This window comes from Streptomyces sp. NPDC097107, assembly GCF_044762405.1.
GTDB classification, from domain to species: domain Bacteria; phylum Actinomycetota; class Actinomycetes; order Streptomycetales; family Streptomycetaceae; genus Streptomyces; species Streptomyces thinghirensis.
The window spans coordinates 137,360-164,297 of sequence record NZ_JBIWEF010000001.1; the positions used below are offsets into that span (position 1 = coordinate 137,360).

General features: G+C 71.8%; 28 protein-coding genes and 1 pseudogene. 7 read left to right on the forward strand and 22 right to left on the reverse strand.

All coding sequences use genetic code 11. The features are described from left to right. Nucleotides 1-44: 44 nt before the first annotated feature. Entirely contained in the window at nucleotides 45-1,262 is a 1,218-nt protein-coding gene (locus tag ACIQ1J_RS00690) for a TerD family protein (protein WP_403553776.1), read from the forward strand. Nucleotides 1,263-1,314: 52 nt separating this feature from the next. Here ACIQ1J_RS00690 and ACIQ1J_RS00695 read toward each other — a convergent pair whose 3' ends face one another. The 4 genes and pseudogenes from ACIQ1J_RS00695 to ACIQ1J_RS00710 all read right to left on the reverse strand — a co-directional run bounded on the left by ACIQ1J_RS00695 (nucleotide 1,315) and on the right by ACIQ1J_RS00710 (nucleotide 5,973). Next, a complete protein-coding gene (locus tag ACIQ1J_RS00695) occupies nucleotides 1,315-1,893 on the reverse strand; it encodes a TetR/AcrR family transcriptional regulator (RefSeq protein ID WP_403552896.1) in 579 nt (192 codons plus the stop codon). A 60-nt stretch (nucleotides 1,894-1,953) separates the two neighbouring features. Then, nucleotides 1,954-2,337: pseudogene (locus tag ACIQ1J_RS00700) on the reverse strand (pyridoxal-phosphate dependent enzyme); the annotation flags it as partial. A gap of 307 nt (nucleotides 2,338-2,644) precedes the next feature. After that, the gene (locus ACIQ1J_RS00705) at nucleotides 2,645-4,117 is read right to left on the reverse strand and encodes an alkaline phosphatase PhoX (RefSeq protein ID WP_403552898.1); all 1,473 of its coding nucleotides are present in this window, start codon (nucleotides 4,115-4,117) and stop codon (nucleotides 2,645-2,647) included. Between the two features lie 428 nt (nucleotides 4,118-4,545). Then, complete coding sequence (locus tag ACIQ1J_RS00710; RefSeq protein ID WP_403552900.1) at nucleotides 4,546-5,973, reverse strand: hypothetical protein; 1,428 nt, start codon at nucleotides 5,971-5,973, stop codon at nucleotides 4,546-4,548. A 308-nt stretch (nucleotides 5,974-6,281) separates the two neighbouring features. Between ACIQ1J_RS00710 and ACIQ1J_RS00715 the strand changes: the two genes are divergently transcribed. Beyond that, entirely contained in the window at nucleotides 6,282-8,111 is a 1,830-nt protein-coding gene (locus tag ACIQ1J_RS00715) for an endonuclease/exonuclease/phosphatase family protein (protein WP_403552902.1), read from the forward strand. A 22-nt stretch (nucleotides 8,112-8,133) separates the two neighbouring features. Here the strand turns inward: ACIQ1J_RS00715 and ACIQ1J_RS00720 are convergent, their stop codons facing one another. The 3 genes from ACIQ1J_RS00720 to ACIQ1J_RS00730 form a co-directional block, all read right to left on the reverse strand. Beyond that, nucleotides 8,134-8,838 (reverse strand): antibiotic biosynthesis monooxygenase, encoded by a 705-nt coding sequence (locus ACIQ1J_RS00720; RefSeq protein WP_403552904.1) that lies wholly within the window; start codon nucleotides 8,836-8,838, stop codon nucleotides 8,134-8,136. Nucleotides 8,839-8,989: 151 nt separating this feature from the next. Beyond that, complete coding sequence (locus tag ACIQ1J_RS00725; protein ID WP_403552906.1) at nucleotides 8,990-9,454, reverse strand: DUF3618 domain-containing protein; 465 nt, start codon at nucleotides 9,452-9,454, stop codon at nucleotides 8,990-8,992. Continuing rightward, nucleotides 9,451-9,873 (reverse strand): phage holin family protein, encoded by a 423-nt coding sequence (locus tag ACIQ1J_RS00730; protein WP_210963266.1) that lies wholly within the window; start codon nucleotides 9,871-9,873, stop codon nucleotides 9,451-9,453. Before ACIQ1J_RS00730 ends, ACIQ1J_RS00725 begins: the two co-directional genes overlap by 4 nt. A gap of 155 nt (nucleotides 9,874-10,028) precedes the next feature. On the opposite strand from ACIQ1J_RS00730, the gene dapA reads away from it, so the two are divergent. Beyond that, the gene (gene dapA / locus ACIQ1J_RS00735; RefSeq protein WP_403552908.1) at nucleotides 10,029-10,949 is read left to right on the forward strand and encodes a 4-hydroxy-tetrahydrodipicolinate synthase; all 921 of its coding nucleotides are present in this window, start codon (nucleotides 10,029-10,031) and stop codon (nucleotides 10,947-10,949) included. On the opposite strand, the gene ACIQ1J_RS00740 is transcribed toward dapA, so the two are convergent. From ACIQ1J_RS00740 to ACIQ1J_RS00795, 12 genes are all read right to left on the reverse strand, one after another. Next, nucleotides 10,934-11,164, reverse strand: a complete 231-nt coding sequence (locus ACIQ1J_RS00740; RefSeq protein WP_210963264.1) for a hypothetical protein — start codon at nucleotides 11,162-11,164, stop codon at nucleotides 10,934-10,936. The genes dapA and ACIQ1J_RS00740 overlap by 16 nt on opposite strands. 247 nt (nucleotides 11,165-11,411) lie before the next feature. Continuing rightward, nucleotides 11,412-12,401, reverse strand: coding sequence for a 2,3,4,5-tetrahydropyridine-2,6-dicarboxylate N-succinyltransferase (dapD, locus tag ACIQ1J_RS00745; RefSeq protein ID WP_210963251.1), 990 nt, complete (start codon nucleotides 12,399-12,401; stop codon nucleotides 11,412-11,414). A gap of 65 nt (nucleotides 12,402-12,466) precedes the next feature. Beyond that, complete coding sequence (locus ACIQ1J_RS00750; protein ID WP_403552911.1) at nucleotides 12,467-13,015, reverse strand: TetR/AcrR family transcriptional regulator; 549 nt, start codon at nucleotides 13,013-13,015, stop codon at nucleotides 12,467-12,469. Further along, on the reverse strand, nucleotides 13,015-13,335 hold the full coding sequence (locus ACIQ1J_RS00755; protein ID WP_403552913.1) for a DMT family transporter: 321 nt from the start codon (nucleotides 13,333-13,335) through the stop codon (nucleotides 13,015-13,017). The genes ACIQ1J_RS00750 and ACIQ1J_RS00755 overlap by 1 nt, the downstream gene beginning before the upstream one ends. Before the next feature lie 91 nt (nucleotides 13,336-13,426). Then, entirely contained in the window at nucleotides 13,427-13,759 is a 333-nt protein-coding gene (locus ACIQ1J_RS00760; RefSeq protein WP_055416328.1) for a metal-sulfur cluster assembly factor, read from the reverse strand. Then, nucleotides 13,756-14,226, reverse strand: a complete 471-nt coding sequence (sufU, locus tag ACIQ1J_RS00765) for a Fe-S cluster assembly sulfur transfer protein SufU (RefSeq protein ID WP_403552915.1) — start codon at nucleotides 14,224-14,226, stop codon at nucleotides 13,756-13,758. Before sufU ends, ACIQ1J_RS00760 begins: the two co-directional genes overlap by 4 nt. A 17-nt stretch (nucleotides 14,227-14,243) precedes the next feature. Further along, nucleotides 14,244-15,500 carry a cysteine desulfurase gene (locus ACIQ1J_RS00770; protein WP_121746394.1) on the reverse strand — a complete coding sequence of 419 codons (1,257 nt, stop codon included), beginning with the start codon at nucleotides 15,498-15,500 and terminating at the stop codon, nucleotides 14,244-14,246. Next, nucleotides 15,497-16,261: a Fe-S cluster assembly ATPase SufC gene (sufC, locus tag ACIQ1J_RS00775; RefSeq protein ID WP_403552917.1), complete on the reverse strand. Its 765-nt coding sequence runs from the start codon at nucleotides 16,259-16,261 to the stop codon at nucleotides 15,497-15,499. Before sufC ends, ACIQ1J_RS00770 begins: the two co-directional genes overlap by 4 nt. 7 nt (nucleotides 16,262-16,268) lie before the next feature. Then, nucleotides 16,269-16,586, reverse strand: coding sequence for a non-heme iron oxygenase ferredoxin subunit (locus ACIQ1J_RS00780; RefSeq protein WP_003976896.1), 318 nt, complete (start codon nucleotides 16,584-16,586; stop codon nucleotides 16,269-16,271). Further along, nucleotides 16,583-17,767, reverse strand: a complete 1,185-nt coding sequence (gene sufD, locus ACIQ1J_RS00785) for a Fe-S cluster assembly protein SufD (protein WP_403552919.1) — start codon at nucleotides 17,765-17,767, stop codon at nucleotides 16,583-16,585. The genes ACIQ1J_RS00780 and sufD overlap by 4 nt, the downstream gene beginning before the upstream one ends. Before the next feature lie 59 nt (nucleotides 17,768-17,826). Next, nucleotides 17,827-19,248, reverse strand: a complete 1,422-nt coding sequence (sufB, locus tag ACIQ1J_RS00790; protein ID WP_121746398.1) for a Fe-S cluster assembly protein SufB — start codon at nucleotides 19,246-19,248, stop codon at nucleotides 17,827-17,829. Then, nucleotides 19,245-20,006 (reverse strand): metalloregulator ArsR/SmtB family transcription factor, encoded by a 762-nt coding sequence (locus ACIQ1J_RS00795; protein ID WP_210963244.1) that lies wholly within the window; start codon nucleotides 20,004-20,006, stop codon nucleotides 19,245-19,247. The genes sufB and ACIQ1J_RS00795 overlap by 4 nt, the downstream gene beginning before the upstream one ends. 159 nt (nucleotides 20,007-20,165) lie before the next feature. Here ACIQ1J_RS00795 and ACIQ1J_RS00800 point away from each other — a divergent pair, with 159 nt between their 5' ends. The 4 genes from ACIQ1J_RS00800 (at nucleotide 20,166) to ACIQ1J_RS00815 (ending at nucleotide 24,572) form a co-directional block, all read left to right on the forward strand. After that, nucleotides 20,166-20,954 carry an aminoglycoside N(3)-acetyltransferase gene (locus tag ACIQ1J_RS00800; RefSeq protein ID WP_403552922.1) on the forward strand — a complete coding sequence of 263 codons (789 nt, stop codon included), beginning with the start codon at nucleotides 20,166-20,168 and terminating at the stop codon, nucleotides 20,952-20,954. A 570-nt stretch (nucleotides 20,955-21,524) separates the two neighbouring features. After that, nucleotides 21,525-22,448, forward strand: a complete 924-nt coding sequence (locus ACIQ1J_RS00805) for an ABC transporter ATP-binding protein (protein WP_210963242.1) — start codon at nucleotides 21,525-21,527, stop codon at nucleotides 22,446-22,448. A gap of 272 nt (nucleotides 22,449-22,720) precedes the next feature. Beyond that, entirely contained in the window at nucleotides 22,721-23,494 is a 774-nt protein-coding gene (locus ACIQ1J_RS00810) for an ABC transporter permease (RefSeq protein ID WP_210963241.1), read from the forward strand. A gap of 55 nt (nucleotides 23,495-23,549) precedes the next feature. After that, nucleotides 23,550-24,572 (forward strand): heme A synthase, encoded by a 1,023-nt coding sequence (locus tag ACIQ1J_RS00815; RefSeq protein ID WP_403552925.1) that lies wholly within the window; start codon nucleotides 23,550-23,552, stop codon nucleotides 24,570-24,572. Here the strand turns inward: ACIQ1J_RS00815 and ACIQ1J_RS00820 are convergent. The 3 genes from ACIQ1J_RS00820 to ACIQ1J_RS00830 all read right to left on the reverse strand — a co-directional run bounded on the left by ACIQ1J_RS00820 (nucleotide 24,527) and on the right by ACIQ1J_RS00830 (nucleotide 26,831). Further along, a complete protein-coding gene (locus ACIQ1J_RS00820; RefSeq protein WP_403552927.1) occupies nucleotides 24,527-25,264 on the reverse strand; it encodes a nucleotidyltransferase domain-containing protein in 738 nt (245 codons plus the stop codon). The genes ACIQ1J_RS00815 and ACIQ1J_RS00820 overlap by 46 nt on opposite strands. An 18-nt stretch (nucleotides 25,265-25,282) precedes the next feature. Further along, the gene (locus ACIQ1J_RS00825; protein ID WP_121746405.1) at nucleotides 25,283-26,389 is read right to left on the reverse strand and encodes an amidohydrolase family protein; all 1,107 of its coding nucleotides are present in this window, start codon (nucleotides 26,387-26,389) and stop codon (nucleotides 25,283-25,285) included. Nucleotides 26,390-26,486: 97 nt separating this feature from the next. Continuing rightward, on the reverse strand, nucleotides 26,487-26,831 hold the full coding sequence (locus ACIQ1J_RS00830) for a hypothetical protein (protein WP_403552929.1): 345 nt from the start codon (nucleotides 26,829-26,831) through the stop codon (nucleotides 26,487-26,489). Nucleotides 26,832-26,938: the final 107 nt, after the last annotated feature.

Consider the following 26,938-nt stretch of genomic DNA (forward strand, 5'->3'; position numbering starts at 1 on the left):
GGGAACGGTAAAACGCCCTCGCTCGTTCACCCGGCATGACAGCTATGACCCCCGGCTCGAACATCCCCCTCTCCGCCGCCCGCGTGACGGTGGACGTCGCCGCGCCCGTGCGGCTCGACGTATCGGGCCTGCTGCTCACCGCCGACGGCAAGGTGCGCTCCGACGACGACTTCATCTTCTACAACCAGCCCACCGGCCAGGGCGTGGCCTACCGCTCCGGCGGCGGCGCCGCCCCGGACGCGATCGTGGTCGACACCTCCGCCGTCCCGCCGGGCATCGAGAAGATCGTCGTCACCGCCAGCCCGGACGCCGCCGGGCAGTCCTTCCAGGGCATCGAACCGACCGCCACCATCCGCAACGCGGACGACAACTCCGTCCTCGCCACCTTCACGCCCCCGCAGCTCGGCACCGAGACCGCGCTGGTGATCGTGGAGGTCTACCTGCGCAACGGCGCCTGGAAGGCTCGCGCGGTCGGCCAGGGCTACTCCAACGGCCTCGCCGGCATCGCGACGGACTTCGGCGTCTCGGTGGAGGAACCCGCCCCGGCCGCCCAGCCGGCCACCCCGCCGGCCCCGCAGCGGTCCCAGGCAGCCACCCAGCCGCCCCCGCCCGCCGCCGCGCCGACGATGCCCTCCGCTCCCCCCGCGGCACCGGCCGCACCGCCGGCCCCCGCCCCGGGCGCCGGCAAGATCAACCTCGACAAGGGCCGGGTCAGCCTCCAGAAGAACCAGACCGTCTCCCTCGTCAAGGGCGGCCGGCCGATGCTCTCCCAGGTCAAGATGGGCCTCGGCTGGGAGCCGGCATACCGCGGCAAGGACATCGACCTGGACGCGTCGGTCATCGCGTACGGCCCGCAGCGCAACCACATCGACAGCTGCTACTTCGGCAAACTGTCCATCGTCGGCGGCGCCATCAAGCACTCCGGGGACAACCTCACCGGCGAGGGCGGCGGCGACGACGAGGTCATCACCGTCGACCTCGGCCGGCTCCCGCAGGAGGTCAGCGGCCTGGTCTTCACGGTCAACTCCTTCTCCGGCCAGAAGTTCACGGAGGTCGCCAAGGCCTACTGCCGCCTCCTCGACGCCGCGACCGGCGAGGAACTGGTCCGCTTCGACCTCACCAGCGCCGAGCCGCAGACCGGTGTGATGATGGCGAAGCTGATCCGGCAGTACTCCGGCGAGTGGGAGATGACCGCCATGGGCGACTTCGTCAAGTCCCGCACGGTCCGGGGCATGGTGAAGCCCTCGGCCCAGGCCCTGTAGGCAACCGGCAGGTGGGGCGCCCCCGGCACCGCCGGCGCCCCACCACCGCCGCCTACGTCCGCAACCCACCCCACACCAGGGACAGATACCGCCGGACGGACTCCCCGGCGTCCCCGCCTCCCCCGTCGGTCGACTCGGACGCGGTCACCACCCCGTGCACCAGCCGCAGCACCTCGATCGGCTCGACGTCCCCCCGCAGCGTCCCCTCGTCCCGCGCCGCGCGCACCAGCCGCCCGGCCGCGCCCCGCACACAGTCGCCGCACGCCGTGTCCACGGCCGAGCCACCGGCCGTGACGGCGGTGCCCAGCAACGCCTTCATCCCGCGGACCTGAAGCATCCCCACAGCGAGCTCGTTCAGCCACTCCAGCAACGCCTCGCCCGGCGCCCGCTCGGCCGCGATCAGGTCGGCGCGCGCCGCGATCGCCTCGATCCGGTCGAGATAGGCGGCCTCCAGCAGCGCCCGTCGCGTCGGGAAATGCCGGTACAGCGTACCGGTCCCGACCCCCGCGCGCTTGGCGATGTCGTCCAGGGAGGCGCCTTCGCCATGCTCGGCGAAAGCCGCCGCCGCGACCTCCAGCAGCCGCTCACGGTTGCGGCGGGCATCCGCGCGCATGGCTTTGACCTGCGCCATCTCACTACTCCCTGCACCCGGGGCTTCTCGCCGAACCCTACCGCGCGTCGGTCCGCGGTCTCACTGGAACAGCGCGCTGTACGCGTTCAGCGCCGGCTGCCCGCCCAGGTGGGCGTAGAGCACCGTGGCGTCGCGGCCGATCTCGCCACGGGCGACCAGGTCGACCAGCCCCGCCATCGACTTCCCCTCGTACACCGGGTCGGTGACCATGCCCTCCGTCCGGGCGGCGAGCCGCATCGCGGCGAGCGTGGTGTCGTCGGGGATGCCGTACGTGCCCGCGTGGTACCGCTCGTCCAGTTCGACGTCCGCCTCCGTCAGCTCCTGCGTCACGCCGATGAGCTGCCCCGTGCGGTGGCTGCGCGATCCGGCGATCTGCTCCCGGGTGCGGGCGGGTGCCGCGGATGCGTCGACGCCGATCACCCGCCGGGGCCCGACCCCCGCCTCCGGCGAAGACAGGACGTGTGCCATTGTCAATCCAACGCTCGGGGCGGACGGTAACCAGGTTCCCGACCGTATGGTCCCGCGGTGGGTAGGGGCGCCCGAGCCTGGCCTCTCGAAGGTCCCACTCCTTGTCGAACGCGAGTACCGCGAGTTCTTCGGTAATGACGCGCTCCAGAGGTGCGACCGTGCCATTCGGAAGCCAGACCAGGGTTCCCTCAGCGAGACCCTCGAAGCTGGACATGCCCAGACGGTATGTCCAGCGACGTCGACCGTCCGAGGAATCGGACAAGGCCTTCCGTCCGTGTGACCCTCAATGCGAACGTCGCTGCCGCTTCCACGGCCCGGTGATCGCCAGCATGATGCCGGGGTCCTGGATGTTGGCGTAGAGGGTCTTCCCGTCGGGCGAGAAGGTGACTCCGGTGAACTCGCTGTACTCCGGCTCCTCTTCGGACCCGACGTTCAGGTCGTTGCGGGCGATGGGGTACGTGCGCCCGCTGTCGGTGGCGCCGAACAGGTGCTGGACGCCGTCGCCGTCCTCTGCGATGACGAGGCCGCCGTACGGGGAGACGGTGATGTTGTCGGGGCCGTCGAAGGCGCCGTCCGCCGACGGGTCGGGGTTGACGCCGAGGAGGACCTTGAGGGTGAGGGTGCGGCGCTTGGGGTCGTAGAACCAGACCTGGCCGTCGTGCGGCCGGCCGGGGCTCTCGTCGCGGGCGAAGGAGGAGACGATGTACGCGCCGCCGTCGGCCCACCACATGCCCTCCAGCTTGCGGGCGCGGGTGACCTGGCCGGCGCTGAACTGCTTGCGCACCGAGGTGCTCTTCGCGTCGCGGTCGGGGACGTCGATCCAGTCGACGCCGTAGACGGTGCCGGTCTTCGTCGCGCGGGAGAGGTCGTCGACGAACTTGCCGCCGGAGTCGAAGCACTTGAACGCCTGGAGGTCCCCGGCGTCGTCGGCGAGGGTGCGCAGCCTGTTGCGGCCGTGCCGGAAGCCCTCCGGCGGGGTCCAGCGGTAGAAGAGGCCGTTGGGGCCGGAGGCGTCCTCGGTGAGGTAGAGGTGGCCGCGCCTGGGGTCGACGACGACGGCCTCGTGGGCGTAGCGGCCGAGCGCCTTGATCGGCTTGGGGTCGCGGTTGGCGCGGCGGTCCTCGGGGTCGACCTCGAAGACGTAGCCGTGGTCCTTGGTCATCCCCTCCTCGCCCGCCTTGTCCTCGGTCTCCTCGCAGGTCAGCCAGGTGCCCCACGGGGTGCTGCCGCCCGCGCAGTTGGTGGCGGTGCCGGCGATGCCGACCCACTCGGCGACGTGGCCGCCGCGGCGGACCTCGACGACCGTGCAGCCGCCGGCCGCGGCGGGGTCGTAGACGAGGCCCTCGGTGAGCGGGACGGGGTGGGGCCAGTCGTCGCGGTGGCCGCCGAGTTCGTGGTTGTTGACGAGGAGGGTGGTGCCGCGCGGACCGTCGAAGGTGGCGGTGCCGTCGTGGTCGGACGGGGTGTACTCACCCGACTCCAGCTTGGTCCGGCCGCAGTAGGTGATGATCTCGTACCGGAACCCGGCGGGCAGGGCGAGGATGCCGTCGGGGTCGGGGATCAGCGGCCCGTAGCCGACCCCGCCGTGGTCGTGTCCGTGTCCGTGGCCTCTGCCGTGCTCCTCCCCCGCGCTCTCGGTGTCCGTGGAAGCGAGGGCGTTCGGGGCGGTGGCGAGGGCGCCGACGCTGCCCGCCAGCACGACTCCGGCGCCGGTGAGCGCGGAGCGACTGGCGAAGTCCCTGCGGGTGAGCGACATGGTGACTCCTGTGACGGTGAACGTGCCGGACGTGCCGTGGAGGGTGGCGGACCTCGGTCCGGCGACACGGTTCCGTCCGCGTCTGAACGGCGGTTGAACTACGCACGGCGCCCGCGCGGCAGCCCGCACAACCACGAACACGCCCCCGCAACCGCGGGCAGGCCCCGCGCAACCGCGGGCGCCCTCCCGCCCGACCGCGGGCATTCGTGCCTCCCCCAGAGCCTGAACGGCCTGGGCGGTACCCCCAGGGGCGGCACGGGTGGGCGGTGGGGGCACCTCCCGCTCATGGGGGTCCCCCCGCGCGAGCGAAGCCGAGCGTGGAGGAGGAGCCGAGCATGGAGGAGGCGTCCCGCAACGCCGGGCCGCGACACCCACCCCACCCAGCCGACCGACCGGAGCCAGGCCCCGCCCGGCTCCGCACCCCGGCGTCAGCCCCCCTGCTGCGACCGCGCCTTGAACGCGGCCTTACGCGCTTCCTTCGCGACCTTCTTGTCGGGATGCAGCCGCCCCATCGCCTCCAGGACGTCCGGCGTGGCCGGGTGCTCCACCCGCCACACCGTGTCGAAGAACCCGCTGTGCTGCCGGGCCAGCCCCTCCACCAGCGCACGCAGTTCCTCGGAGTTCCCCTCGGCCGCGAGCTGCGCCGCCACGGTGTCGATGGTCAGCCAGAAGACCATCTCCTGCGGCGGGGCCGGAACGTCCTGCGCGCCGTGCTCGGTCAGCCAGACCCGGGCCAGGCCGCCCAGCTCGGCGTCGTCGAGGACCTCCCGCAACGCGGGCTCCGCCTCGGTGCCGACCAGGGACAGCGCCTGCTGGCAGCGCAGCCGGCGCAGGGGCGCGCCGGTGTCCGAGCCGCGGGCCGCCGCCAGCAGTTCCCGGGCCGAGACGAGGGGGCTCCGGCCGGCCAGCCACAGCTCGGTCTCGGCGTGGGCCGCGGCCGGCGGGAAGGGGGCGGTGCCGTCGAGCAGCGCGTCGGCGCCCTTGTCGGAGAGGTCGCCGACGGCGGGCGCCTCGAAGCCGGCCTCCAGGAACCGGGCGCGCAGTCCGTACAGGCCGAGCGGGGTGAGCCGCACCATGCCGTAGCGGGCGACGTCGGTCTCGTCGACGGGCGCCGCGGGCTCCTCTTCCGCGTCGGCCATCAGGGCCTCGTCGACCGGCTGGTACTCGACGAGGCCGATCGGCTCCAGCAGCCGGAACTGGTCGTCCAGCCGCATCATCGCGTCGGACACCTGCTCCAGCACGTCGTTGGTGGGTTCGCTCATGTCGCTGGGCACGATCACGGACGCCGCCAGCGCGGGCAGCGGCACCGACGCGTCGCCGGGGCGGTCCTCGCCGACGGTGAGCAGGTAGAGGTTGCCGAGCACGCCGTCGAGGAACTCCGCCTCGGCCTCCGGGTCCCAGTCGAGGGACGACAGGTCTACCTCGCCGCCCTCGGCCATCGCGTCGACCAGGTCGTCGAGGTCGGGCACGCTCGCGTCGGCGAGCACCGCCTCCAGGGCGGTGAGCCACAGTCCGAGCACGTCCCGTGGGGAGCCGCCGGTGAGCAGCGCGACGTCCTCGCCCGCCGCGACGGTGCCCGCCTCCTCGTCGGTGATCTCGACGAGCCCGGTGTCCACGGCGATCCGCCATGCCTCGCTCGCGTGGGCCGCGGCGTCGTCCCCGCTCAGCCCGAGTTCCTCGGCCGCCGTCGGCAGCTGCTCCTCGACGAGCCCGCCCCCGGCGTCGACACGGGTGTCCGGACCGGCCCAGCGGGCCAGCCGGGCGGCCCGGGAGAGCACCGGCGCGGACAGCGCGTCGCGGGCCAGTTCCGCTTCGGGGCGCAGCCGTGCGGGCGGCAGGGTGGAGCTGTCTGACATCGGCTGTTTCTCCTCGCGCGCCTTGGCCGCCGTACGGCCATCCGGACGCCGTACGGCTCAACAGCTCAGCCTAGACGGGTTTCCACCCATGCCGCCCGGTTCATCTCCCCGACGGGTGGAGTACATGGCCGAAACCTTGACAACTGGTGTGGGCAAGCAGGAGATTGACGCGCGTAGAAAGCGGGGGACAAGTGTTCACTCAGCTCCACGTGTGCCCTGCCGCCCCTCGCCTGCCACCCTCGTCCCGTCGCGCCGCACCCATCGCCCCACCCTCGTCCCGGCGCTCTCACGTCCCCGGAGGGATCACGTTGGCCAGCAAGTCCTCCGCGCGCCTCGCCGCGCTCACCGTCGCCGCAGTCTGCTCGGCGGCGTCCACGATCGTCCTCACCTCGCCCGCGCACGCCGACTCCGTGCGCGTCCACGACATCCAGGGCAGCACCCGGCTGTCGCCGTACGCCGGCGAGCAGGTCACGGACGTGGCCGGAATCGTCACCGGCGTCCGCGGCTACGGCTCCTCCAGAGGTTTCTGGATCCAGGATCCGCGGCCGGACGCCGACCCGGCCACCAGCGAGGGCGTCTTCGTCTACACCGGCTCCACGCCGAAGGGCGTCGCCGTCGGTGACGCGGTCACCGTCTCCGGCACGGTCTCGGAGTACGTCCCCGGCGGCACCTCCTCCGGGAACCAGTCGCTGACCGAGATCACCCGCCCGGTGTTCACGGTCGTCTCCAGCGGCAACGAGGTCCCGGCCGCGACGACCGTCTCCGCCCGCACCGTGCCGCGCGCGTACGCCCCCGAGGGCGACGAGGCCGCGAACGGCTCGGTCAACGGCCTGCCGCTGCGGCCGGCGAAGTACGCCCTGGACCACTACGAGTCCCTGGAAGGCATGAACGTCCGGGTCGCCGACGCCCGCGTGGTCGGCGCCTCCGACCCGTACACGGAGCTGTGGGTCACGGTGAAGCCCTGGGAGAACGCCAACCGCCGAGGCGGCACGGTGTACGGCTCCTACGACTCCCAGAACACCGGCCGGCTGCAGATCCAGTCCCTGGGCAAGCCGGCCGACTTCCCCGACGCCAACGTGGGCGACACCCTCGCCGGCACCACCGCGGGCCCGCTGGACTACAACCAGTACGGCGGCTACACGCTGGTCGCGAGCGAGATCGGCGCGCTGGAGAGCGGGGGCACGGAGCGCGAGTCGACGCGCCGGCAGAGCAGTCGCGAGCTGGCGGTGGCGACGTACAACGTCGAAAACCTCGACCCGTCCGACGAGACCTTCGCCGCGCACGCCGACGCCATCGTGCACAACCTCGCGTCGCCCGACATCGTGTCCCTGGAGGAGATCCAGGACAACAGCGGCGCCACGGACGACGGCACGGTGGCCGCCGACGCGACGGTCGGCAAGCTGACCGACGCGATCGTCGCGGCCGGCGGCCCGCGCTACGACTGGCGCGGCATCGACCCGGTCGACGGCGAGGACGGCGGCCAGCCCGGCGGCAACATCCGCCAGGCGTTCCTGTTCAACCCGGAGCGGGTCTCCTTCACCGACCGCGGGGCCGGCGACGCGACCACCGCGACCGGGGTGACGAAGGTGCGCGGCAGGGCGGCGCTCACCCACTCCCCCGGCCGCGTGGACCCGGCGAACCCCGCCTGGGACGACAGCCGCAAGCCGCTGGCCGGCGAGTTCGTCTTCCGCGGCCGCACCGTCCTGGTCATCGCCAACCACTTCAACTCCAAGGGCGGCGACCAGAGCCTGTCCGCCCAGTACCAGCCTCCCGCGCGCGGCTCGGAGACGCAGCGCCACCTCCAGGCGAAGGCCGTGAACACCTTCGTCAAGGACGTCCTCTCCACTCAGAAGAACGCGGACGTCATAGCCCTCGGCGACATCAACGACTTCGAGTTCTCCAGGACCACGCGCATCCTGGAGGACGACGGCGCCCTGTGGTCGGCGGTCAAGTCGCTGCCGCGGAGCGAGCGTTACTCGTACGTCTACCAGGGCAACAGCCAGGTCCTCGACCAGATCCTGGTCAGCCCGTCGATCCGGTGGGGCGGGCGCCTGTCGTACGACAGCGTGCACGTCAACGCCGAGTTCCACGACCAGATCAGCGACCACGACCCGCAGGTGCTGCGGTTCCGTCCGTAACCGGCGGCCGGCGGGAGCGGGCTCAGCGGGGTACGAGGCCGAGGGCGTGGTCGTAGCGGTTGACCGTACTGCGCTTCAGGCCCGGCCAGTTGCGCACCCGCTCCCACTGGGCCGGCGCCGAGCCGACGCCGTCGCCCGGTGCGGCGAGGGCGTCGATGTGGGCCTGGGCGCTCTCCCACTCGGCGTAGTTGAGGACGCGGGTGCCGTCGGTGCTGAGGTGGAAGTGGGCGGAGATGCCGCCGGGGTGCGGCTCCGGCTCGCTCGCCAGTGCCTCGAGGACGGCGTCCACCCAGGCGCGCTGCCGCTCGGGGCCGGGGCCCTCGAACTCGACGTCGACGATCACGATGCAGCCCGGGTCGGGCGCCGGCCCGTCCTCGCGGGTGTCGCTGCGGTAGCGCCGGTACCTGCCGATCTCCAGCCGCTCGATGCCGGGCACGGCGGTGTCGACCTCGTCGACGCGCTCCTGCCGGTGCGTCTTCACGAAAGCCTCGTACGCCTGCTCGCTCGCCCACTGCGAGTGGTGCAGCAGGGTGCTGCCGTCGTGGCCGGTGTAGAGGTGGTAGCCCAGCAGGTCGTCGGTGGGCCAGGGTCGGCGCTCCCAGGTACGGGCGGTGGCCTCGACCGTCTGCCGCTGCCGCTCGGGCGTGCCCACCCGCCAGGTACTGAAGAAGGGGGCCCGGACGTCGGGACGGGCGATGTCGGGGTGTACGTCGGTACGGCGGGGCATGCCGGCCTCCAGTGGTCGGTTCGGCGGGTGCACGCTCCACTCTCCGACCTCGACCAAGGTTCAGGTCAAGCGCCCGCCGAGGGCCACGGGGCCGCCCCGACGTGCGGGACGAGGGGCCCCGCCCCCGGAGCCCCTCGTCCCGCCCGCACCCTCAGCAGCGCCCGTGACGGTGCCGGCGCCACAGCACGCCCGCCGCGCCCACCGCACCCGCCGCCGCTCCGGCGATCAGCACCGCGCGAGGATGCCCGAGCCCGGCCCGAACCGCACCGCGCGCCCGTCCCGGCACCCGCTGCTCCACGGTGTGCCCGGCCCTGCCCGCCTTGTCCTGCGCCGTATGGCCGGCCCGGCTCGCCTTGTCCTGCGCGGTGTGCCCGGCCTGCGCGGCGGAACTGCGCAGCTGCACGGTCATGGCACCGGCCTTGTCCCTCAGGTCGGCGGCCCGGGCCTTGGCGCGGCCCTTCACATCCGCCTTCCCCGCCAGCTCCTCCACGGTGTCGCCGAGCTGGCCGCGGGTCTGTTCGATCTGCCGCCGCAGCTCGTCGGGCCCCTTGGCCCCGCCGATCGGCTGTGCGGTGGAGCCGCTCCTCGCGCCGTCACCGCTTGTCGCGTCGGTCATCGATGCGCCCTTTCCCTGATCTGGTCCACGTCGGCCCTGACGCTGCCGAGGGTCTCCTCGGGTTTCGGGGGCACGGCGCGGCGGAGCTGTGCGCGGCCCATCATGGCCAGTACGCCCGCGATCACGAAGAGCACCGCCGTCACGATGAGCGCCGCGGCCCAGACGGGCAGCGCCAGCGAGAGCGCGGCGGTGGCCGTTCCGGCCAGGGCGAACAGCCCGACGTACGCGATGGCGCCCGCGGCGCCCAGCATCCCGCCGCCACGCCCGGCCCGCTTGCCCTTCTCGGCCAGCTCCATCTTGGCGAGGGCCACTTCCTGGCGCACGAGCCGGGAGAGCTGTTCGGTGGCCTGACCGACGAGTTCGCCCACGGAGTGCTGCTGCTCGTCGCGCACAGGCCTGGTGTGCATGGTCCCGGTCACGGTTCCGCCTCCTCTCGGTTCGGAGCACCCCGGGTACCCATGGCCGACCGGCACTACCCCTGCCCTCTCCCAGCGCCGACCCCGCAGCACTCCTTGCAGATACCTTGTAGCAAATTTAAGTGGAGCTACACGATCTGCCCATCGACACTACGTACATGACGACAGACGCCCGACCCCCCGCGCCCTTCGGCCGCGCCCTGTGCGCCATGGTCACGCCCTTCACCGAGGACGGCGCGCTCGATCTCGCCGGCGCCCAGCGGCTCGCCGACCGGCTGGTGTCACGGGGCTGTGACGGCCTGGTGCTGTCCGGCACCACGGGTGAGTCGCCGACCACCACGGACGCCGAGAAGGCGGCGCTGGTCACGGCGGTGCGGGAGGCCGTGGGGGAACGGGCGTCGGTCGTCTCCGGAGTGGGCACCGCCGACACCCGGCACACGGTGGAACTGGCGCTGGCCGCGGAGAGGGCCGGCGCGGACGGGCTGCTGGTGGTCACGCCGTACTACAGCAGGCCCCCGCAGGACGCCCTCGAGGCACACTTCCGGGAGATCGCCGACGCTTCCGGCGTGCCCCTCGTCCTCTACGACATCCCCGGGCGCACCGGCACCCGCATCGAACCCGACACCCTCGTCCGCCTCGCCGGCCACCCGCGGATCGTCGCCGTGAAGGACTGCTCCTACGATCTCCTCGGCACCCAGAAGGTGCTGTCCCGCACGGACCTGGCGTACTACGCGGGCTGCGACGAGCAGGTCCTCGCCCTGTACGCGGTCGGCGCGGCGGGGTACGTCAGCACGGTCGCGAACATCGTGCCGGACCTGTTCCGCGCCGTCCTCGACGCCTTCGACGCGGGCGACACCGGGCGGGCCGCCCTGCTCCAGCGGCAGGCGATCCCACTCGTCGAGGCGATGATGGCCGCGGGCCTGCCCGGCACGGTCACCGCGAAGGCCCTGCTCGGGGCACTGGACCTGCCCGCGGGCCCGGTCCGCGCACCGCTGCGGCCCGCGGACCGCGAGACGACCGACAGGCTGCTGGCGGCCTACACGGAACTGGTCGCCGATTCCGATCAGCTCCAGGTGTAGCCGTCCCCGAGCAGCAGCGTGTGCTCCAGTACGTCCTCCGCCGGGTCGTCGATCTGCCCCACGTCGACGTTGAGGAGACCGATCCGGGGACCGTTGTGCGAACCGGAGGTGGTCTCGTCCGCCTGCGCGGCCCCCGCCGAGCCCCAGCACACCAGCACCGCGGCGCCCGCCCCGGCCAGCCAACGCGCCACGGTCCTCGCCCGCTCGTTCGTCATACCAGGCCCCTCGTTTCGTCGGATCGGCGTCTGATCGGACACTTCGTCCACCCGTTCATCCGCCAAGACCACCGGAAGGTCACGGGAGGTCATCCGTACGTGCGGGGGGCGCACGCAGCACGCGCCGTCATCACGTGGGCGGAACACACCCCTGGAGCCCCCGCCCGGAAACGGCGACCGCCCTCCCGGCAGCCCGGCAGGGGCACGTCGGAAGGGCGGCTCGGCCGTCGGCGACCGTTCTACGGCGTCAGTTGTGGCTGTGCAGGACGTCGTTCAGGCCGCCCCACACCGCGTTGTTCGGGCGGGCCTCGACCGTGCCCGTGACCGAGTTGCGGCGGAAGAGGATGTTCGAGGCGCCGGAGAGTTCGCGGGCCTTGACGACCTGGCCGTCGGGCATCGTCACGCGGGTGCCGGCGGTGACGTAGAGGCCGGCCTCGACGACGCACTCGTCGCCGAGGGCGATGCCGACGCCTGCCTCGGCACCGACCAGGCAGCGCTCGCCGATGGTGATGCGCACGTTGCCGCCGCCGGAGAGGGTGCCCATGGTGGAGGCGCCGCCGCCGATGTCGGAGCCGTCGCCGACGACGACGCCCGCGGAGATGCGGCCCTCGACCATGGAGGTGCCGAGCGTGCCCGCGTTGAAGTTGACGAAGCCCTCGTGCATGACGGTGGTGCCCTCGGAGAGGTGCGCGCCGAGGCGGACGCGGTCGGCGTCGGCGATACGGACGCCCTTGGGAGCGACGTAGTCCGTCATCCGCGGGAACTTGTCGATCGAGGTGACCTGGAGGTGCAGGCCCTCGGCGCGGGCGTTGAGGCGGACCTTCTCGACGTCGTCGACGGCGACCGGGCCGAGCGAGGTCCAGGCGACGTTGGCGAGGTGGGCGAAGACGCCGTCCAGACTCTGGCCGTGCGGCTTGACCAGGCGGTGGGAGAGCAGGTGCAGGCGCAGGTAGACGTCGTGCGTGTCGACCGGCTTCTCGTCCAGCGAGGAGATGACCGTGCGGACCGCGACCACTTCGACGCCACGCCGGGCGTCCGGACCGACCGCCGCGGTCGCGCCGCCGCCGAGGAGTTCGGCGGCCTGTTCGGCGGAGAGTCGCTCGGTGCCGGACGGGCCGGGCTCGGCGGTCAGTTCGGGGGCCGGGAACCAGGTGTCGAGAACGGTGCCGTCGGCGGCGATCGTGGCAAGCCCGGCGGCCACGGCGCCGGTGGTGCGGGGAGCAGTCGTGTCGGTCATGAGGGCAACCTAACCGGCCGTCGCCCGCGGAAGCGAGCCGACCCCTCGGGCGTCTCGCCCCGCGGTCACCGGCCCGGTGGGATCACCCGCGCCAGCACCTCCCGCGTGTACTCCTCGTCGTACGGCCTGTCCGTCAGCAGCACCTGAAGGCAGACACCGTCCATCAGCGCGACCAGGGCCCGCGCCGTGAGCGGGTCCGTACGGAGAGCGAGCAGGTCGGCTACGCCCTCGCACCACTCCGCCGCCACCGGGCGCAGGGCGGGGCGGCGCAGCGCGGCCAGGTACAGCTCGTACTCCAGCTCCACGCCCGTGCGGTCGCCGCCCAGCCACTCGCCGAGGACGCGGGCCAGTTCGCCGGGCAGGTCGGCGTCTGGGTCGGACAGGCCCGGGTGCGCGGCGACCACCTTGGCGAAGCCCTCGTTGGCCTGGCGCAGGGCGGCGATCAGGAGTTCGTCCAGGGTCGCGAAGTGGTAGGTCGTCGAGCCCAGCGGTACGTCGGCCTCGGCGGCGGCCGTGCGGTGGCTGAGGCCGGCGATGCCCTTGCGGCCGACGACCCGGATCGCCGCGTCGATGAGGCGCTGACGTCGCTCGGGGTCGTAGCGGCGGCCGGACATCAGTGCGCGCCGCCCAGGTTGAGGACGACGACGCCGATGATGATCAGCGCGATGCCGGCGGCCTTGGTGAGCGTCATCCCCTCCCCCATGAACGCCACCCCGATCGCGGCGATGGCGGCCGTGCCCACCCCGGCCCAGATGGCGTACGCGGTGCCGACGGACAGCACCTTCAGGGTCTGGGCGAGCAGCCCGAAGGAGACCACGTACCCGATCGCCGTCAGCAGCGAGGGGACCAGCCTGCTGAAGCCCTCGCTGTACTTCATGGCGGTGGTCCCGGCGACCTCGGCGGCGATGGCTCCGGCCAGGAGCAGATATCCCATGTGTACTAGCGTACATAACGGTGCGGGCGCGTACACGAGAACGGCGACACCCGAAGGTGTCGCCGTTCTCGTGGATGGGGCGGGCGGGGTCTCAGACGTTGAACCCGAGCGCGCGCAGCTGCTCGCGGCCGTCGTCCGTGATCTTGTCCGGGCCCCACGGCGGCATCCAGACCCAGTTGATCCGCAGCTCGTTGACGATGCCGTCCGTGGCGGACTTGGCCTGGTCCTCGATCACGTCCGTCAGCGGACAGGCCGCCGACGTCAGGGTCATGTCGATGGTCGCGATGTTCGCGTCGTCGATGTGGACGCCGTAGATCAGGCCCAGGTTGACGACGTCGATGCCCAGCTCGGGGTCCACGACATCCAGCAGGGCCTCGCGGACCTCCTCCTCGGAGGCCGGCTTCATTTCCACGGTCTCACTCATGCCGTCGTCTCCTTCTCGGCGTCGGCGCCGTCCAGTGCCTGGGCCGTCGCGTCCTTCCAGGCCATCCAGCTCAGCAGGGCGCACTTGACCCGGGCCGGGTACTTCGAGACCCCGGCGAACGCGACCGCGTCCTCCAGGACCTCCTCCATCGCGTCGTCCGGTTCGATCCTGCCCTTGGACTGCATCAGCTCCAGGAAGGTCTCCTGGATCCGCTGGGCCCGGGCAAGGTCCTTGCCGACCAGCAGGTCGTTCAGCACGGAGGCGCTCGCCTGGCTGATCGAGCAGCCCTGGCCCTCGTAGCTGACGTCACTGATCGTCGTGCCGTCGTACTTCACGCGCAGCGTGATCTCGTCGCCGCACGTCGGGTTGACGTGGTGCACCTCGGCGTCGCCGTCCCTCAGACCACGCCCGTGCGGGTTCTTGTAGTGGTCCAGGATGACTTCCTGGTACATGGAGTCCAGCTTCATGCTCTTCGCTCGTCCCGTCAGCCGAAGAAGTTCCGTACGTGCTCCAGGCCGTCGACCAGTGCGTCGATCTCGGCCGGCGTGGAGTACAGATAGAACGACGCTCGCGTGGTCGCAGGAATTCCGTAGCGGAGGCAGACGGGGCGGGCGCAGTGGTGGCCGACCCGGACCGCGATGCCCTGCTCGTCGAGGACCTGGCCCACGTCGTGGGGGTGGATGTCGCCGAGCGCGAAGCTGATCGCCGCGCCGCGCTCCTCGGCCGTCGTCGGGCCGATGATGCGCAGGTCCGGGACCTCCAACAGGCGCTTGACCGCGTACTCGGTCAGCGCGTGCTCATGGGCGAGGATCTTGTCCATGCCGATCGAGTCGAGGTAGTCGATCGCCGCGCCCAGACCGACCGCCTGCGCGATCGGGGGCGTGCCCGCCTCGAACTTGTGGGGAGCCGGAGCGTACGTGGAGGAGTGCATCGAGACCGTCTCGATCATCTCGCCGCCGCCGAGGAAGGGCGGGAGGTCCTCCAGCAGCTCCTGGCGGCCCCACAGGACGCCGATGCCCGTCGGCCCGCACATCTTGTGGCCGGTGAAGGCCACGAAGTCGGCCTGGAGGGCCTGTACGTCCATCGGCATGTGCGGCGCGGCCTGGGAGGCGTCGATGCAGACGAGCGCGCCGACCTCCTGGGCGCGGCGCACGATCGCCTCGACCGGGTTCTGGGTGCCCAGGATGTTGGAGACCAGCACGAAGGAGACGATCTTCGTCTTCTCGGTGATGACCTCCTCGATGTTCGAGAGGTCCAGGCGGCCGTCGTCCGTGAGGCCGAACCAGCGGAGCTTCGCGCCGGTGCGCTGCGCCAGCAGCTGCCACGGCACGATGTTGGAGTGGTGCTCCATCTCCGTGATGACGATCTCGGTGTCGGAGTCCACGCGGTAGGGGTCGTCGGCCCAGCCCAGCATGTTCGCGACCAGGTTGAGCGACTCCGAGGCGTTCTTGGTGAAGATCACCTCGTCGCGGGAGGGCGCGTTGATGAACTCCGCGACCTTGTCCCGCGCACCCTCGTACAGTGCCGTGGCCTCCTCGGCGAGGACGTGCACACCACGGTGGACGTTGGCGTTGTAGCGCTCGTAGTACTCGCTGAGCGCATCCAGCACCTGACGCGGCTTCTGGCTGGTCGCCGCGTTGTCCAGGTACACGAGCTTCCGCCCGTCGTGGACCTGGCGGTCCAGGATCGGAAAGTCCTTGCGGATCGCCTCGGTGTCGAGGAGGCCCGGCAGCTGTGTCACTCGGATGCGCCGCCCTTCGTGTATGCCTCGTAGCCCTCGGCCTCCAGCTTGTCGGCCAGCTCGGCGCCGCCCGACTCGGCGATGCGGCCGTTGGCGAAGACGTGGACGTGGTCGGGCTTGATGTAGCGCAGGATGCGCGTGTAGTGGGTGATCAGCAGGGTGCCGACCTCGCCCGACTCGTGGACGCGGTTGACGCCCTCGGAGACGACGCGCAGGGCGTCGACGTCGAGGCCGGAGTCGGTCTCGTCGAGGATCGCGATCTTCGGCTTGAGCAGCTCCAGCTGGAGGATCTCGTGGCGCTTCTTCTCACCGCCGGAGAAGCCCTCGTTGACGTTGCGCTCGGCGAAGGCGGGGTCCATGTTGAGGCGCTCCATGGTCTCCTTGACCTCCTTCACCCAGTGGCGCAGCTTGGGGGCCTCGCCGCGGACGGCGGTGGCGGAGGTGCGCAGGAAGTTGGAGACCGAGACGCCGGGGACCTCGACCGGGTACTGCATCGCGAGGAACAGGCCGGCGCGGGCGCGCTCGTCGACGGACATCTCCAGGACGTCCTCGCCGTCGAGGGTGACGGTGCCGCCGGTGATCGTGTACTTGGGGTGACCCGCGAGGGAGTAGGCGAGGGTCGACTTGCCGGAGCCGTTCGGGCCCATGATGGCGTGCGTCTCGCCCTGCTTCACGGTGAGGTCGACGCCCTTGAGGATCTCCTTCGTGGCGTTGTCGGCCTCGACGGTGACGTGCAGGTCTCGGATTTCAAGCGTTGCCATGGGTGCCTCAGGACTCCTGGGTGAGGGAGACGAGCACGTCGTCCCCTTCGATCTTTACGGGGTATACGGGGACGGGGCGCGTCGCCGGAAGACTGTCGGGCTTGCCGGAACGGAGATCGAAGCGCGAGCCGTGCAGCCAGCACTCGATGTGGCAGTCGTCGACCTCGCCCTCGGCGAGGGAGACGTTCGCGTGCGAGCAGATGTCATGGATCGCGAACAGCTCGCCCTCGGTGCGCACGACGGAGATCGGCGTGCCGTCGAGTTCCACCCGCTTCGGGGTGTCCTCCTCCAGCTCGTCCGCTCCACAGACGCGTACGAAGGTCATGCGACCGACGCCTCCAGCTCCTCTTCGATCTTGACGAGCAGGCGCTCCTCGATGTCCGCGACACCGATCTGCTGAACCAGCTCGGCGAAGAAGCCGCGGACCACCAGGCGGCGGGCGTCGATCTCGGGGATGCCGCGCGCCATCAGGTAGAAGAGCTGCTCGTCGTCGAAGCGGCCGGTGGCGGAGGCGTGGCCGGCGCCGACGATCTCGCCGGTCTCGATCTCCAGGTTCGGCACCGAGTCGACCCGCGCGCCGTCCGTGAGGACCAGGTTGCGGTTCATCTCGTACGTGTCGGTGCCCTCGGCCGCGGCCTCGATGAGCACGTCGCCGATCCAGACCGCGTGCGCGTCGTCGCCCTGCAGCGCGCCCTTGTAGACGACGTTGGACTTGCAGTGCGGGACGTTGTGGTCGACCAGGAGGCGGTGCTCCTGGTGCTGGCCCTGGTCGGTGAAGTACAGGCCGAACAGCTCGGCCTCGCCGCCGGGGCCTGCGTAGGCGACGCGCGGGTGCAGCCGGACCAGGTCGCCGCCGAAGGTGACCACGAAGGACTTGAAGGTGGCGTCCCGGCCGATCAGCGCGTTGTGCTGGCCGACGTGCACGGCCTTGTCGTCCCAGTCCTGGACGGAGACGACGGTCAGCTTGGCGCCGTCGCCCAGGACGTACTCGACGTTGGCGGCGAGCACCGCGTCACCGGTGTGGTCGATGACGACCACGGCCTCGGCGAAGGCACCCAGCTCGACGACCTGGTGGGCGTAGGCGGTGCCACCCTCGCCGTGCACGGCGATGCGGATCGGCTCGGTGAGGACCGTCTCCTTGGGGACGGTGAGCACGCCGGCCTTCTCGAACGCCGAGTAGGCCTGGGCGGCGACCCGGTCCACCGGGGTGCCGGCCCTGCCGATGCGCGCGTCGTCACGGCCGACGGTCTCGACGACGACGCCCTCGGGCGCGTCGATGTCGACCTTCACGCCGTCGCCGGTGGCGACCGCGGTGCCGTCGTGCAGCCCGCGCAGCCGCTCCAGCGGCGTGAACCGCCACTCCTCCTCGCGGCCGTGCGGGACCGGGAAGTCCGCCACGTCGAAGGACGCGGGCGCGCTCATGCGCGTGGCGACGGTCGACTCGGCGGCCACCGCGATCTGGCCCGCGGTGGTGGACCCCACGGGGATGTTCTGAGCCTCAGCCATGGCTGTCGGTCTGCTCTCTTCCTACGTCAGAAATCTGGCGACTGCTTCGGGGGCGGGTCTTAACCGACCGCGCCTTCCATCTGCAGCTCGATCAGCCGGTTGAGCTCGAGGGCGTACTCCATCGGCAGCTCCTTGGCGATCGGCTCGACGAAGCCGCGCACGATCATCGCCATCGCCTCGAACTCGCTCAGACCGCGGCTCATCAGGTAGAAGAGCTGGTCCTCGGAGACCTTGGAGACGGTCGCCTCGTGACCCATGGACACGTCGTCCTCACGGACGTCCACGTAGGGGTACGTGTCGGAGCGGGAGATGGTGTCGACGAGCAGCGCGTCGCACAGCACGTTCGACTTGGAGCCGTGGGCGCCCTCGCCGATCTCGACGAGACCGCGGTAGGACGTACGCCCGCCGCCGCGCGCCACGGACTTGGAGACGATGTTGGAGGACGTGTTGGGCGCCATGTGGACCATCTTGGAGCCGGCGTCCTGGTGCTGGCCCTCGCCCGCGAAGGCGATGGACAGGGTCTCGCCCTTGGCGTGCTCGCCCATCAGGTAGACGGCCGGGTACTTCATCGTCACCTTGGAGCCGATGTTGCCGTCGATCCACTCCATGGTCGCGCCCTCGTACGCCACGGCGCGCTTGGTGACCAGGTTGTAGACGTTGTTCGACCAGTTCTGGATGGTCGTGTAGCGGCAGCGGGCGTTCTTCTTGACGATGATCTCGACCACGGCGGAGTGCAGCGAGTCCGACTTGTAGATCGGAGCCGTGCAGCCCTCGACGTAGTGCACGTAGGCACCCTCGTCGACGATGATCAGGGTCCGCTCGAACTGGCCCATGTTCTCCGTGTTGATACGGAAGTAGGCCTGGAGCGGGATCTCGACGTGCACGCCCTTCGGCACGTAGATGAAGGAGCCGCCGGACCACACCGCGCTGTTCAGCGAGGCGAACTTGTTGTCGCCGACGGGGATGACGGTCCCGAAGTACTCCTTGAAGAGCTCCGGGTGCTCCTTCAGGGCCGTGTCGGTGTCCAGGAAGATGACGCCCTGCTCCTCCAGGTCCTCGCGGATCTGGTGGTAGACGACCTCGGACTCGTACTGGGCCGCGACACCGGCGACGAGGCGCTGCTTCTCCGCCTCGGGGATGCCGAGCTTGTCGTACGTGTTCTTGATGTCCTCGGGCAGGTCCTCCCAGGACTCCGCCTGCTTCTCCGTGGAGCGCACGAAGTACTTGATGTTGTCGAAGTCGATGCCCGACAGGTCCGAGCCCCAGTTCGGCATGGGCTTCTTCTCGAAGAGGCGCAGGCCCTTGAGGCGGAGCTTGGTCATCCACTCCGGCTCGTTCTTCTTCGACGAGATGTCGCGGACGACGTCCTCGTTGATGCCGCGCTTGGCAGAGGCGCCGGCCGTGTCGGAGTCGGCCCAGCCGTATTCGTACTTGCCCAGGCCCTCGAGCTCAGGGTGAGCAGTCTCCGTGGGGAGAGTCATGCGGGGTTCCTCCCGGCCGTGCTTGCGGATGCGTTAGCGGTGTTCGTGGGCGCTTGCGCCGCGGGCGGCGGCGCATGCGAAGTCTTCGGAATGAACGTGGTGCAGACCCCGTCGCCGTGCGCGATGGTCGCGAGCCGCTGTACATGAGTACCGAGCAGCTCGGCGAAAAATTCCGTCTCCGCCTCGCACAGCTGCGGAAACTGCTCTGCGACGTGGGCGACCGGGCAGTGGTGCTGGCACAGCTGCTCGCCCTGCTGGGGGTGGGGTGCGCTCCGCGCGGTAGCAGCGTACCCGTCCGCGCTCAGAGCCTTGGCCAGCGCTTCCGTGCGCTTCTCGGGCGGGACGGACTCGACCGCCTTGCGGTACGCGCTTCCCTGGGCGGCGATCCGGGCGCGGGCGAAGGCGGCGATCGCCTGCTCCCCGCCCTCCTGGCGGCCGATCCAGCGCAGGGCGTCCGCGGCCAGCTTGTCGTACGACTGGTCGAAGGCGTCCCGGCCGCAGTCGGTGAGCGCGAAGACCTTGGCGGGTCGCCCGCGCGTGCGCGTGCCGTAGACCCGCTGCTCACGGGCTTCGACCACATCGTCGGCGACCAGCGCGTCGAGGTGGCGCCGGACGGCGGCCTGGGTGAGGCCCAGACGCCCGGCCAGCTCGGCGACGGTCGACGGCCCGTGGTCCAGGACGGAGCGCGCGACACGGTTGCGGGTGGACCGCTCACCGGTCGCGAGTTCCTCCTGCGGAGCCTCGCCAACGTTTTTCACAACGCCATTGTTGCGTAATTCCTCCGGGGTCGGCAAGCCGCGTCCGGATCTCGTGCGGTGCCCTGCGTCACTTAGGCAGCCCTAACCTGACCTGCGGAAACGATCTTTGATCGATCAGTCCGGTGGCGCCCGGGTCCGGCCTGCGGGACACTCCCCGGCATGCCCACACCCCCTCCCACCGGCCCACTCGTCACCCGCGGCACGATCGCCGCCGGGCTGCGCGAGCTGGGTGTGCGGACCGACGACACTCTCCTCGTGCACTCCTCCCTCAGCTCCCTCGGCTGGGTCTGCGGAGGTCCGGTCGCGGTCGTTGAGGGACTGCTCGACGCGCTCGGCCCGGACGGCACGCTGGTGGTCCCCACCCAGACCGGCGACCTCTCGGATCCGGCCCTGTGGCAGAGCCCGCCGGTGCCCGAGGAGTGGTGGGACACGGTCCGGACCGCGATGCCCGCCTACGACCCGCTGATCACGCCCTCGCGCGGGGTCGGGGTGCTCCCCGAGACGGTGCGCACCTGGCCGGGCGCCCTGCGCAGCGCGCACCCGCAGACGTCCTTCGCGGCCCTCGGCCCCCGCGCCGCCGAGGTGGTCGCGGGGCACGCGACCGACTGCCGGCTGGGTGAGCGCAGTCCGTTGGCGACCCTGGAGCGGCTGGCCGCCCGGGTGCTGCTGCTGGGCGCGGGTTTCGAGGCGTGCACGGCCTTCCACCTGGCCGAATACCGCATTCCGTCCCCGCTGGTGGAGGTGGGACGGCCGGGACCGGTGGGCTGGGAACGGGTCACCGAGGTGTCGATCACCTCGGACCGGTTCGACGAGCTGGGCCACGACTTCGAACGGGACCGGCCCGTCGTACGGGGACGGGTCGGCGCGGCCGTCACGCGACTGTTCCCGCTGGCGGACGCGGTCGCCTACGCGGAGCGCTGGCTGCCGCTGCACCGTCCCCGTGAGTGACGGCCCGGACGCCCGGCCTCGAACGACGTGCCGGTCCGCGTGCCGGCCCGCGCCGGCACCGGTGAGCGGCCCGGGCGGGGCCTCGCGAGCCCCGCGCACCCCGCGAGCGACGGCTCAAGGGCCCTGAGCGCCGCACGCCGATGAGCGCCGTTCCCCGTGCCCGCCTGCGCACCACAAGCACAGCCCAGCAACCCCGCGACCACCGGCGTACGGGCCACCTCAGCGCCGAAAGCCCACCCCCGTGCCCACCGCATAGGGGCCACCTCAGCGCTGTAGGCCACCCCCGCCCCCGCCGCGTACGGCTACCGCAGCGCTGTAAGCCCACCCCCCGTGCCCGCCGCGAACGGCTACCGCAGCGCTGTAAGCCCACCCCCGCGGCCGTCCACACACAGCCGCCTCAGTGCCGAGAGCCCACCCCCGCGACCGCCCGCACACGGTTCTGAGCGGGCGTACGCCGTCCCGGTGTGCAAGCGTTCACCGGCCCCACGAGCGCCCCGCACGCCCACCCCTCGGAGGAGATCCCGCACCCCCGCGCCTGAACCCCCGGCCGCTTACCTAGACTCGTGACCCATGCGAAGCGAGCCCGTGGTCCAGGTCCAGGCCCTGGTGAAGCGGTACGGCACGAAGACCGCGGTGGACGGCCTCGACCTGGTGGCCCGGGCGGGTGTGACCGCCGTACTCGGCCCCAACGGGGCGGGCAAGACGACCACCGTCGAGGCCTGCGAGGGTTACCGCAGGCCCGACTCCGGCACAGTGCGCGTTCTGGGCCTCGACCCGGTGGGACAGGGCTCCGAGCTGCGGCCCCGGATCGGCGTGATGCTCCAGTCCGGCGGCGTCTACTCCGGCGCCCGCGCGGACGAGATGCTGCGCCACGTCGCGAAGCTGCACGCCCACCCGCTGGACGTCGACGCGCTGATCGAGCGGCTCGGTCTCGGCTCGTGCGGCCGGACGACGTACCGCAGGCTCTCCGGCGGCCAGCAGCAGCGGCTCGCCCTGGCGATGGCCGTGGTCGGCCGCCCCGAGCTGGTGTTCCTGGACGAGCCGACCGCCGGCCTGGACCCGCAGGCCCGCCGTGCCACCTGGGACCTCGTGCGGGACCTGCGCGGCGACGGCGTCTCGGTGATCCTCACCACGCACCACATGGACGAGGCCGAGCAGCTGGCCGACGACGTCGCCGTCATCGACGCCGGCCGGGTCATCGCGCAGGGCTCGCCCGAGGAACTGTGCCGCGGCGGCGCCGAGAACACCCTGCGGTTCTCCGGCCGGCCCGGGCTGGACGTCGCGTCCCTGCTCAAGGCGCTGCCCGCGGACTCCGCGGCCGCCGAGCTGACCCCGGGCTCCTACCGCGTCAACGGCAAGGTCGACCCCCAGCTGCTCGCCACGGTGACCTCCTGGTGCGCCCAGCACGGGGTGATGCCGGACCGCATCTCGGTGGAGCGGCACACCCTGGAGGACGTGTTCCTGGAGCTGACGGGCAAGGAGTTGCGCTCATGACGCAGGCCCGCACAGGGATCGGCCGGGGGTCCGGGGGTCGTCCCCCGGGAAGACACAGCCTGGAGCTGACGGGCAAGGAGTTGCGCTCATGACGCAGGCCCGCACAGGGATCGGCCGGGGGCCCGGGGGTCGTCCCCCGGGAAGACACAGCCTGGAGCTGACGGGCAAGGAGTTGCGCTCATGACACAGGCCCGCACAGGGATCGGCCGGGGGTCCGGGGGGCGTCCCCCGGGAAGACACAGCCTGGAGCTGACGGGCAAGGAGTTGCGCTCATGACGACGACCACCGGTACGTACTCGCCGAAGCCCGGTGCCGCGCCACTCGGCCGCATGATCGCGACCCAGGCCCTGCTCGAGACGAAGATGCTGCTGCGCAACGGCGAGCAGCTGCTGCTGACGGTGATCATCCCGACGCTGCTGCTCGTCCTGTTCAGCTCCGTGGACATCATCGACACCGGCGCCGGCGAGGCCGTGGACTTCCTCGCGCCCGGCATCCTGGCGCTCGCCGTGATGTCGACGGCGTTCACCGGGCAGGCCATCGGCACCGGCTTCGAGCGCCGGTACGGCGTGCTCAAGCGGCTGGCCGCCTCGCCGCTGCCGCGCTGGGCCCTGATGACCGCGAAGACGGTGTCCGTGCTGGTCACCGAGGTGCTCCAGATCGTGCTGCTGACGGTGATCGCCTTCGCGCTGGGCTGGTCGCCGCACGGCAACCCGTTCGCCGTGCTGCTGCTCCTGGTCCTCGGCACGGCCGCCTTCTCCGGGCTCGGGCTGCTGATGGCGGGCACGCTGAAGGCGGAGGCCACGCTGGCCGCCGCCAACCTGGTCTTCCTGCTGCTGCTCGTGGGCGGCGGGGTGATCGTGCCGCTGGACGAGTTCCCGGACGCGGCGCAGAGCGTGCTGGGGCTGCTGCCGATCTCCGCCCTGTCGGACGGACTGCGGGACGTCCTCCAGCACGGGGCCGGGATGCCCTGGGGCGACCTGGGGATCCTCGCCGTGTGGGCGGTCGTGGGGCTCGCGGCGGCCGGGAGGTTCTTCCGCTGGGAGTAGGCGCCCGGGCCGGAGACGGGACCCTAGTGAAAGCGTGCACAAGCGGACGCCTACGATGGACGGCGTGCCAAACGTGACCCGCGCCGACGCCGCAGCCGCCGTGCGCAACCCGCTCGCCTTCATCGCCGCACGCTGGACCCCGGAGCCCCGGACGGTCCGCCGGGCGGCCCTCGCCGCGCTCACCATGGCGGTGCTCATCGTCGTCACCGGCGGCGCCGTGCGGCTGACCGGCTCGGGCCTCGGCTGCCCGACCTGGCCCAAGTGCACCGACGACTCGCTGACCACCACCAGCGAGATGGGCTTCCACGGCGTCATCGAGTTCGGCAACCGCCTGCTGACCTACGTGCTGTGCGCCGCGGTCGGCTGGGCGATCATCGCCGCGCGGTCGCAGAAGCCCTACCGGCGTGGCTTGACGCGGCTGGGCTGGCTGCAGTTCTGGATCGTGATGGGCAACGCCATCCTCGGCGGCATCGTGGTCCTGGTCGGCCTCAACCCGTACACCGTCGCGGCCCACTTCCTGCTGTCGACCGCGCTGATCGCCGTCGCCACCGTGATGTGGCAGCGCACCCGGGAGGACGACGCGGCACCGCGCCCCCTGGTCGGCAAGGCCGTCCAGCAGCTGGTGTGGGCACTGATCGCCGTCTCCGTGCTGCTGATCGCGGTCGGCACGGTGGTCACCGGGGCCGGTCCGCACGCGGGCGACTCCAGCGACGTCCCCCGGATGCCGCTCGACTGGGAGACGGTGAGCAAGGTGCACGCCGTCCTGGCGTGGGTCGTGGTGACGCTGACGTTCGCCCTGTGGTTCGTCCTGAAGGCGGTCGACGCGCCCGAGGGCCCGCTGGCCCGCACCCGCGACCTGTTCCTGGTGCTGCTCGCGCAGGGGGCCATCGGCTACGTCCAGTACTTCACCGACCTGCCCGAGGTCCTGGTCGCCCTGCACATGTTCGGCTCGTGCGTGATGTGGATCGCGGCGCTGAGGGTGCTGCTGGCGCTGCGCGTGCGGGCGGCGGAGCCGGTGCCCGCGCCGCCGGCTCAGGAATACGAGGCGACCAGCGTGTCGATGGCCGGGCCCAGGTAACTCCGGGTCAGCTCGCACCTGCGGGCGGTCCAGCCGGTGGTCGGCGGTGCCGGGTTCCCGTAACGCCGTCCCTCGATGTCCGCGACGACCTCGTCGGGTGCGTCGAGGCCGCGGAGTTCCGCGAGGGCCTGCCGTTTGGAGATCAGGCCGCCGTCCCGCAGCGTGACGGTGGCGCGGGCGAAGGTGAGCAGGCCCAGGTCGACCCAGACGTCCTGCCGCCACAGCCCGTCCCGGCGCACGGCCGGCCGCCAGAAGTCCCGCTGGTCCCGCACGACGAACTCGGTGAGTTCGTCCTGTGGCACCGACGGCAGCAGCTCCTTCGGTGCTTCTCCGTGCAGGACCCGCCCGAACCGGTGGAGTTCGCTCCGGGTGACCGGGGTGACCGGCCGCTTGCAGAGCTCTTCGTGGGCCCAGGTCAGGTGCGGCCGCCCGGAGTCCGCGACAGTGCCGGGCGACAGATAGGTGCAGTGGAGCTTCGGGGCGAGCGGCTCGGCGCGGAGCCGGGCGTGCAGCAGCCCCAGGCGCCAGGCCGTGCGGAGCGTCACCGGGCGGTCCAGCACCGCGATCAGGTCGAGGTCGCTGCGGCCCTCCTGATAGTCACCGCCGGCCAGCGAGCCATGGGCCCACACGGCGAGGGGGGTGAGAGGCCGAAGGCTCGTGAGGAAGCGGTCGAGCAGGGCGTCGGTCGGCATCGGCCCAGTCTCCCCGCCTCACTCCAGCCCGTACACCCGCCCCGCGTTCCCCGAAGCGATCATCCCCGCCACCCGCTGCGCGTCCCCCAGGGACCACGCCCCCTCGGCCACCCAGGTGCCCAGCACCCGTCCCAGGGCCTCGCGGAACAGCCGGGCGGCGACCACGTGCAGCTCGGGCAGGCCCTGGGCGCCGCTGGAGAAAAGGATCTTGCCGAAGGGGGCCAGCTCCAGGATCTCCGCGAGGACCGTCGCCGCCCGGGCGCCGGTGCGCACCAGGGCGGCGCCCGAGTCGGCGTAGACGTGCGGGAAGACGCCGGCGAGGTGGGCGGCGTGGCGGTGGTACGGGTAGCCGTGCAGCAGGACCAGGTCGGTGCCGAGACCGGCGGTGGCCCGTACGAAGTCCGTCAGCAGGACCGGGTCGGTGCGGTCGATGCGCAGGCCGGGCTCGCCGAGGCCCGCGTGCAGCTGGAGCGGCAGACCCGAGGCGACGGCGATCCACAGCAGGTGGCGCAGCAGTACCGGGTCGCTCAGCTCACCGCCGACCTCGCGCCCGGTCAGCCAGCGGGCGGCGGCGCCGCGCACCTCGCCCGGGCCCGGCGGTTCCGGCGCGAGCGCCAGGCCGTGCCGCACGCCCGCGACCGAGGTGAAGGCGACCGCGTTCGCGGCGGCGCCGTGCACGGCCTCGGCGAGGTTGGCGAGGAAGGACTCGACGGTGCCGGAGGTGTCGGCGACCTGCTCGGCGAGCAGTTCGAGGCGCACGATCTCGTGAGCGTCCGCGTCCGCGGCGGACGCCATCTCGGCGGGGCCGGTGAGGTCGCCGGGCAGGCCCGCGTCGACCAGGTACGTCGTGATGCCGCTGCCGCGCAGCAGCCGGCGGTCGGCCTCCATGACGCCCAGCTCGCGGCGCCGGGCCAGATACCGGGCGGGCGGGCAGTGCGGTTCCAGGCCCAGCAGGGGCGGGCACCAGCGGCGTACCGCGAAGCCGGTCTGGGTGTCGAAGAGGGTGGTGCCCGGCGCGGGCGGTCCCTCGGTGCGGGCCAGCCGGGCCTCGAAGGTGCCGAGGCCCAGCTCCGTTCTCAGGACGCCGTGGCAGTACTGGTCCACCAGGGACGGCGTTTCGATCATCCGGACTCCCCGTGATGGGACCGTGCGCCGTGCGGCTCGTGCGCCTTGCGGCTCGTGAACCTGACGGCTCCTACGGTCCTAACGGGTGAACCCGGTCTCAGGTGTTGCTCGGGCCGCCCACCTGGATGCCCGCCATGCGCGACCACTCGTAGGGGCCGGTCTCCACCCTGGCCGCGAACTCGCCGTCGAAGTCCTCGTGGACGGTGATCCCGGACTTCGCCACGGCCTTCTGCGCCGTCTCGTAGGAGCGCGCGACCAGGTCGCCCCAGGCGCCGTCCGCGCCGACGAGCACGATCCGGGCGCCGCGCTCACCGAGGTAGGCCACCTGGCCCTCGGCGCCGCCGTGCGCCTTGGAGAAGGAGTCGATCCGCCCGGCCAGCCGGGTCACCCGGCGCTCGGCCCACCGGTCGGCCTTCGTGTCAACCTGCTGCGTGTCTGCCATGACCAGGATGCTACCGACGGGTAGATCGAACGGCGACGGGCGGGGTGGGGGGGGCGGGGCCCCCCCCCCCCCCCCCAGCGCCGGATTATGTAAAATAATGAAACGAA